Here is a 5,833-nt window from a genome sequence, read left to right as displayed (position 1 = left end):
GGCGGCTGCGTGAGCAGACGTTCGCTACGGAGGCGTAAGCGCAGTTTATCTGCGCGGTTAAACGCCGAAGTGAGCGTGCCTTAAACTTTGAGAATGTATATTCTCAAAGTTAATCTGCTCTAGAGCAGTTTACGAATGAAACGAGTCAACTGCTCTGCAAGGATTTTCCTGAAAATCCTTGCCACGAAATGCGAGAAGGCAGGCTTTTGCCTGCCGTAAGCGAGCATTTCAAGTGTTAAATGCTCTGGGTCCGCCCAGAGCAGACGTTTACGGTGAGCCGCTCCTGCCTAGCGCTGGCCGCACTGAAGCCCAAGACGCCGCCCGGACTCGGCATAATGCTCGCGCAGGACGCGCTCGATACGTTGCTGGTCGCGGCTGCACAGGGCATCGTAAATGACCGTATGGCGCTCATAAAATTCCTGGGGCGAAAAGAGCGTATCCCAGCATTTATAGTAGAGAAACTTTGAAATATGGGCGCAGGAATTGCGCGCCGTATTGACCATCAGCCTGTTAGAGCAGCGCGAAAGCAACGCGTCATGAAAAGCTTCGTCCACAAGGCTCATGCTCGAAAGCCCTGTGGCATTGCGGCTTTGCCGCGCCATCTCGTCCAGTATGGCCTTTACCTCGGCCAGGGCGGCATCATCCCACTTGTTCATGGACTGGACAATGCAGGCCCCTTCCAGCGTTCCCCCAAGGCAATAGCTGTCTTCAATTTCCTGTGCCGTAAGATGGCGTATATGCTTGGCCTTTTGCGGCAGCCCGGTCACAAGCCCCTGCTGCAGAAGGGTTTGCAGGGCTTCGCGCACAGGGCCGCGGCTGATGCCGAGATGCTCGGCGATTTCTGTTTCGCGAATGGGATCGCCGGGCGCAAGCCTTCCGTCAAGCAGACACTGCTTGATGTAGTCTATGGCCTGTGCGCTGTAAGTCTGAACGTGGCTCAATGTTTGCTCCTCATGTGTTTGCCTGGGCTAGTCTTAGCAAATTATGATGCCTTGTCCATAGAGCATGTTACCCTTATATATTCTCAATGTCTGCAGGAGCCCGCTTCTGTCTCTGTTCGCCAAGGTAAACTGTGCTGACGCCTCGACACGGCTGACGCCTGCTCCCGCTGCCGCCAGAACAGCCTTACAATGAAATTGCCCGCAAAAAGACCTTGTTGATACAATTGAAGCGGCGGCAGCCGGAATAAAAGCATTCCGCCTGCCGCCCCTGAGTATGACACAGAGTGTTCGGCCGGTGCATCAGCCGTTAGTGTTCGGCCGGTCTATCAGGCCGTTTCTGTCACTGTGTCCTCAGGCGTGGCATAACGACGGTTCCAGCCGGTGACGGCAGAGAATATCAGCACTGCCAGCAAAGCCCACGAATACGGATTATACAGGGCCGTACTGATGGGCGGCGCCGCAATACCGTAACTTTCGGCCGCGCTCACCATGGCGCCGTACCAGGCGGCTACCACAATGTGCCACGGCAGAATAAAGAAGATGGTGCATACCGCGCAGTCCATAAGATTTGCGCGCCGTGCCGGGGCGAGGTTGAACTTTTCGCCGATGGGGCGCACAAGGCTCGGCCCCACCAGCAGTTCCGCCGGAGCATTGGCGGAAATGGGAATGGACGCCAGAATGGTCACCCCCACGATGAACAGCTCGGCCTGACGTACGGTGCTGACCACACTCTTGTGGGCAAATTCCAGAATCTTGGTCATTATGCCGCATTCCACCAGAATCTGGGTGACGGCAAGAATAAGGATGGCAAAAATAATGGCCCCCACCACGCCGTCAATACCGGACTGGATAATCCCCGTGGAAGCCCCGGCCTTGGCGGGAATGCCGAAAATGTCACCGGGCTTGAGCGTGCCGATAAGCATGCCCACCAAAGCCGCCGTGACGTTACCGTAAATGAGTGACTCGATGATATGCCTGCCGCTGAGCGCCGCCACCACAACCACAATGAGGGCCAACAGCATAAATATGCCGGACGGATTCAGGTCGGCCTGTATGGCGGGCAGAACCGCGGTCTCGCCCCCGCCCCCAAAAATCATGAATACCAGCGCGCTGAAGGCCGCCGCCACAATGCAGAGAGGAAAACGGCTTCGCACCACATCGCGCATGGTGGCGCCCTGCGTATAGGCAGACACGATGGTCGTGTCTGATATGGGGGCCAGATTGTCGCCAAAGGCCGCGCCGGACAGAATTGCCAGCCCGAGCATGGCAGGGTCAGCCCCCAGAAAATATCCCGCAGGGTAGAGCACCGGGGTCAGGGCAATGCATGTTCCGGTGCTGGTTCCCGTACCCAGTGAAAAAAGCATGGCCGCGGCGAACACCAGCAGGGTAAACACCGCTCCCTGCGCCCCGGTAGTCATGCCGAGCCACAACAGGCCATCCACCAGTCCCCCGGCAGCCATAAGCTTGCCGAACACCCCCGCGAACAACCAGGCCGTCACGATGACAATGCCGGTCTTGTCGCCGATGCCGCGCATGGCGGCCTTGCAGTACTCCTCTTTGCTTCTGGCAAAAAACAAGCCCACCGCCAGCGCCAGCCACGCGCAGGCCCAGAACGGCTTGGTTCCGCCCCGCCCCGCCACAGAAAGCCACACAAGCCCCACCACCAGTATGGCAAGGGGAACAAGCCCGCCCCATATGCCGCCGTACATTTTCAACTTGTCATTCTGCATGGTTCTTTTCCTCTCCCCTGAGGGAAATATAACATCGGGGCCGCGTGTTCAGCCACGCGGCCCGCGCCGTCTATTGGCGAAATTCGTCAAGATAGGCGTACAGGGCAGGCGAACCGCCCGTGTGCAGGAAAAGCACATTGGAACCTGCGGCAAAATGGTCCTTGCGCACAAGGTCGATCAGGCCCGACATGGCCTTGCCGGAATACACCGGGTCCAGAAGAATGCTTTCTGTGGAAGCGAGCAGGCGCACCGCTTCCACCATGGCGGGAGTGGGCAGCGAATAGCCGGGTCCCACATAGTCATCGTAGGCCACCACGGCCTCTCTGGGCAAGGAAGCGCCAACGCCCAGAAGACCCGCAGTTTCCAGCATGAGAGAATACACGGCTTCTTCCTGCACGGGCTTTTTGCGGTTCACGCCAATGCCCGTCACGGGGATATTCATATTGCAGCCCAGCATGCCCAGCAGAACGCCCGCATGGGTTCCGGCGCTGCCGCTGGGGACGACCATGTGGTCAAAGTCAAGGCCGCGGTCAAACATCTGCTGCATGATTTCCTGCGCGCACTGCACGTAGCCCAGAGCGCCGATGGCATTGGAAGCACCACCGGGGATGATGTACGGCTTGCGGCCCTCGGCCCGCAGCTTTTCGGCCAGTTTTTCCATTTCCTGCATCATGGGGCTGCCGCCGGGAACCACTGTGGTGCTCTTGACGCCAAGGAGACGGAAAAGAAAGTTATTGCCCGAAGCTTCGGGATTATAGCTGCCGGCAACGCGCTCTTCCAGCACCAGATGGCAGTCCAGCCCCTCTTTTACCGACCATGCCAGGGTAAGACGGCAGTGGTTGGACTGCACGGCCCCGCAGGTGATGATGGTATCCGCACCTTTGGACAGGGCGTCGGCAATGGCAAAATCAAGCTTGCGGGTCTTGTTGCCCCCGCTGGTCCCCGGCAAAAGGTCGTCGCGCTTGATCCACACGTTGACCCTGCCGCCAAGGGCCTTGCTGAAGGTTGGCAGAAACTCCAGAGGAGTGGCCTCCTTCACATATCCTCTACGCGGAAATTTGCTGAGATTCATTTTTGCCTCCTGATGCTTGGGTTCATCAAAATGCCGGGCGTCCGTCCTGTCCGATGCCGAGGTCGGCAGCGTGAGTTCGGCAGGATGCACGCGGACGTGCATTTTAAATTGTATAAAGTTAAATGTTAACATTTGCCATGTCTTCTTTTAAGAAAACTTTCCCAAGGCTGTCAAGGCAAACTTTCTTCCGGCACGGTCGCCCCGTCTCCAAACACATTTAACAACATGATATCTATAACTTTATAAAAAAATATTCTTTTCCTCGTCCTCAACCAAAGACCACGCAGACAATATCTTTGACCCGCCGTTACGAAGACGACACCCTACTGAATGGCTGATCAACCAGTATTTTTGCTCAAACAACACCTTTTGCGTATTTAAGCACAAACGTGCTGCCGCAAACCTCCGAAGAAATTGCACAACCATGTAAATAACCACTGACGATCCATGGTGTTACAAAGGCAGGCATTCCGCCTGCTCCGCCCCGCTATCCCGCCACAGCGCGCAAAAAGCCGTTCGTTTATTTTTTTTCGCAAAAGGTATTGACAGCGATTTTTACCCGGCGTAACGTTTTTGAAGAAACAAAAAGGATTTTTCATGCAACGCATTTCTTCCAACCACACCTCCGCCTACGCCGCTGGCTTTTATAGCTGGTATTTTTTTGCGTACTTTATGGATGCCTGTGGTCGGGAGCTTCGCTGACGCTAAAAAACAAGTTAGGAAGTTCAAAGGGCCGCAGGCAAACCGCCGGCGGCCCTTTTTCTGTCTGGGCAGCCGGTTCTTCAAAATGCCCACGCCGAGCGGTCCACGGTTACAGGCATTATGCAATTTGACTGCACAACGCACGTCAACAACTAAAAGGAGCAAGCCATGTACCTTGGAAAAAAAGTCCGCCTTGAACGAATCATCAATCGGGATAACGGGCGCACCATTATCGTTCCTATGGACCATGGCGTCACTATCGGTGCAGTGGATGGCCTCGTGGACATGCGCGAGGCAGTCAACGACATGGCCCTGGGCGGCGCGGACGCCGTGCTCATGCACAAAGGCCTTGTGCGCTGCTCGCACCGCAGTGCGGGCAAGGACATCGGCCTTATCGTCCATCTTTCCGCCTCCACGGCCCTGACGCCCAACGGCAACACCAAAACCCTGGTCGGCACGGTGGAAGAAGGCATCAAACACGGGGCGGACTGCGTGTCTGTTCACGTCAACCTGGGCGACCCCAACGAACGTCTCATGCTGGCAGACCTCGGCAAAGTGGCCGAAGCCTGCGACAACTGGCACATCCCCCTGCTGGCGATGATGTACGCCCGCGGCCCGCAGATTCAGAACGGCTTTGATAAAAACGTGGTGGCCCACTGCGCCCGCGTGGGCGTGGAGCTGGGCGCGGACATCGTCAAGGTTCCCTACACCGGCGATGTGGACAGTTTTGCGGAAGTTGTGGCCTCCTGCTGCGTGCCGGTGGTCATTGCCGGTGGCGAGCGCATGGAATCCACACGCCAGATACTCCAGATGGTACACGATTCCATCAAGGCAGGCGGCGCGGGCATTTCCGTGGGCCGCAACGTTTTCCAGCATCCCAGCCGCGTTAACCTGGTCAAGGCCCTGCGGGCCATCGTGCACGAAAACGCCAGCGTGGACCAAGCCATCACCTTGGTGGGAGAATAGCAGTATGTCGCGCATCTATTTCAACTGTGTCCCCTTTGACAAGGGCGATGTGACGCTTGCCCTCGAATCGGGCGTGGACGGCGTCATTGTACCCGCCGAGCATGTGGAACAGGTGGCCGGTCTTTCGCGCTGCCCTGTATGGGCCGCCGAAGAAACCCCTATGGCGACGCTTGCCGTCAAGGCCGATGAAGAAGCCGTGCTGCAACGGCTGCACAAGGGCGAGCGCGTGGTGTTGGCGCGCGGCTGGGAGGTCATTCCTGTAGAAAACCTTCTGGCCCAGAGCGACAGCGTACTGGCCGAAGCCGGTACACTGGACGAGGCCCGCCTTGCCGCAGGTATTCTGGAACGCGGTGTGGCGGGCATTGTTGTATCCAGGGGGGCCGTGGCCGAACTCAAGGACATTGTGGCCCAGTGCAAGATGG

General features: G+C 57.3%; 5 protein-coding genes. 2 read left to right on the top strand and 3 right to left on the bottom strand.

Annotation, left to right across the window (positions count from 1 at the left end; all coding sequences use genetic code 11):
- Positions 1-287: 287 nt before the first annotated feature.
- The 3 genes from V6C16_RS06715 to V6C16_RS06705 form a co-directional block, all read right to left on the bottom strand.
- Complete coding sequence (locus V6C16_RS06715) at positions 288-941, bottom strand: GntR family transcriptional regulator (protein WP_333536626.1); 654 nt, start codon at positions 939-941, stop codon at positions 288-290.
- Positions 942-1,267: 326 nt separating this feature from the next.
- The gene (locus tag V6C16_RS06710) at positions 1,268-2,671 is read right to left on the bottom strand and encodes a Na+/H+ antiporter NhaC family protein (protein WP_333536627.1); all 1,404 of its coding nucleotides are present in this window, start codon (positions 2,669-2,671) and stop codon (positions 1,268-1,270) included.
- Positions 2,672-2,741: 70 nt separating this feature from the next.
- On the bottom strand, positions 2,742-3,743 hold the full coding sequence (locus V6C16_RS06705) for a D-cysteine desulfhydrase (RefSeq protein ID WP_333536628.1): 1,002 nt from the start codon (positions 3,741-3,743) through the stop codon (positions 2,742-2,744).
- Positions 3,744-4,613: 870 nt separating this feature from the next.
- Here V6C16_RS06705 and V6C16_RS06700 point away from each other — a divergent pair.
- Both V6C16_RS06700 and V6C16_RS06695 read left to right on the top strand, forming a co-directional pair.
- Positions 4,614-5,411: a 2-amino-3,7-dideoxy-D-threo-hept-6-ulosonate synthase gene (locus V6C16_RS06700; RefSeq protein WP_333536629.1), complete on the top strand. Its 798-nt coding sequence runs from the start codon at positions 4,614-4,616 to the stop codon at positions 5,409-5,411.
- A 4-nt stretch (positions 5,412-5,415) separates the two neighbouring features.
- Positions 5,416-5,833: 3-dehydroquinate synthase II (locus tag V6C16_RS06695; RefSeq protein ID WP_333542928.1), on the top strand; the 418-nt coding region annotated here is incomplete at its 3' end.

Origin of the sequence: Desulfovibrio sp. 1188_IL3213, from assembly GCF_036763145.1 — a bacterium.
Lineage (GTDB): Bacteria > Desulfobacterota > Desulfovibrionia > Desulfovibrionales > Desulfovibrionaceae > Desulfovibrio.
The sequence above is the reverse complement of the archived record's forward strand: the minus strand, read 5'-3'. Positions and strand labels throughout refer to the sequence as shown.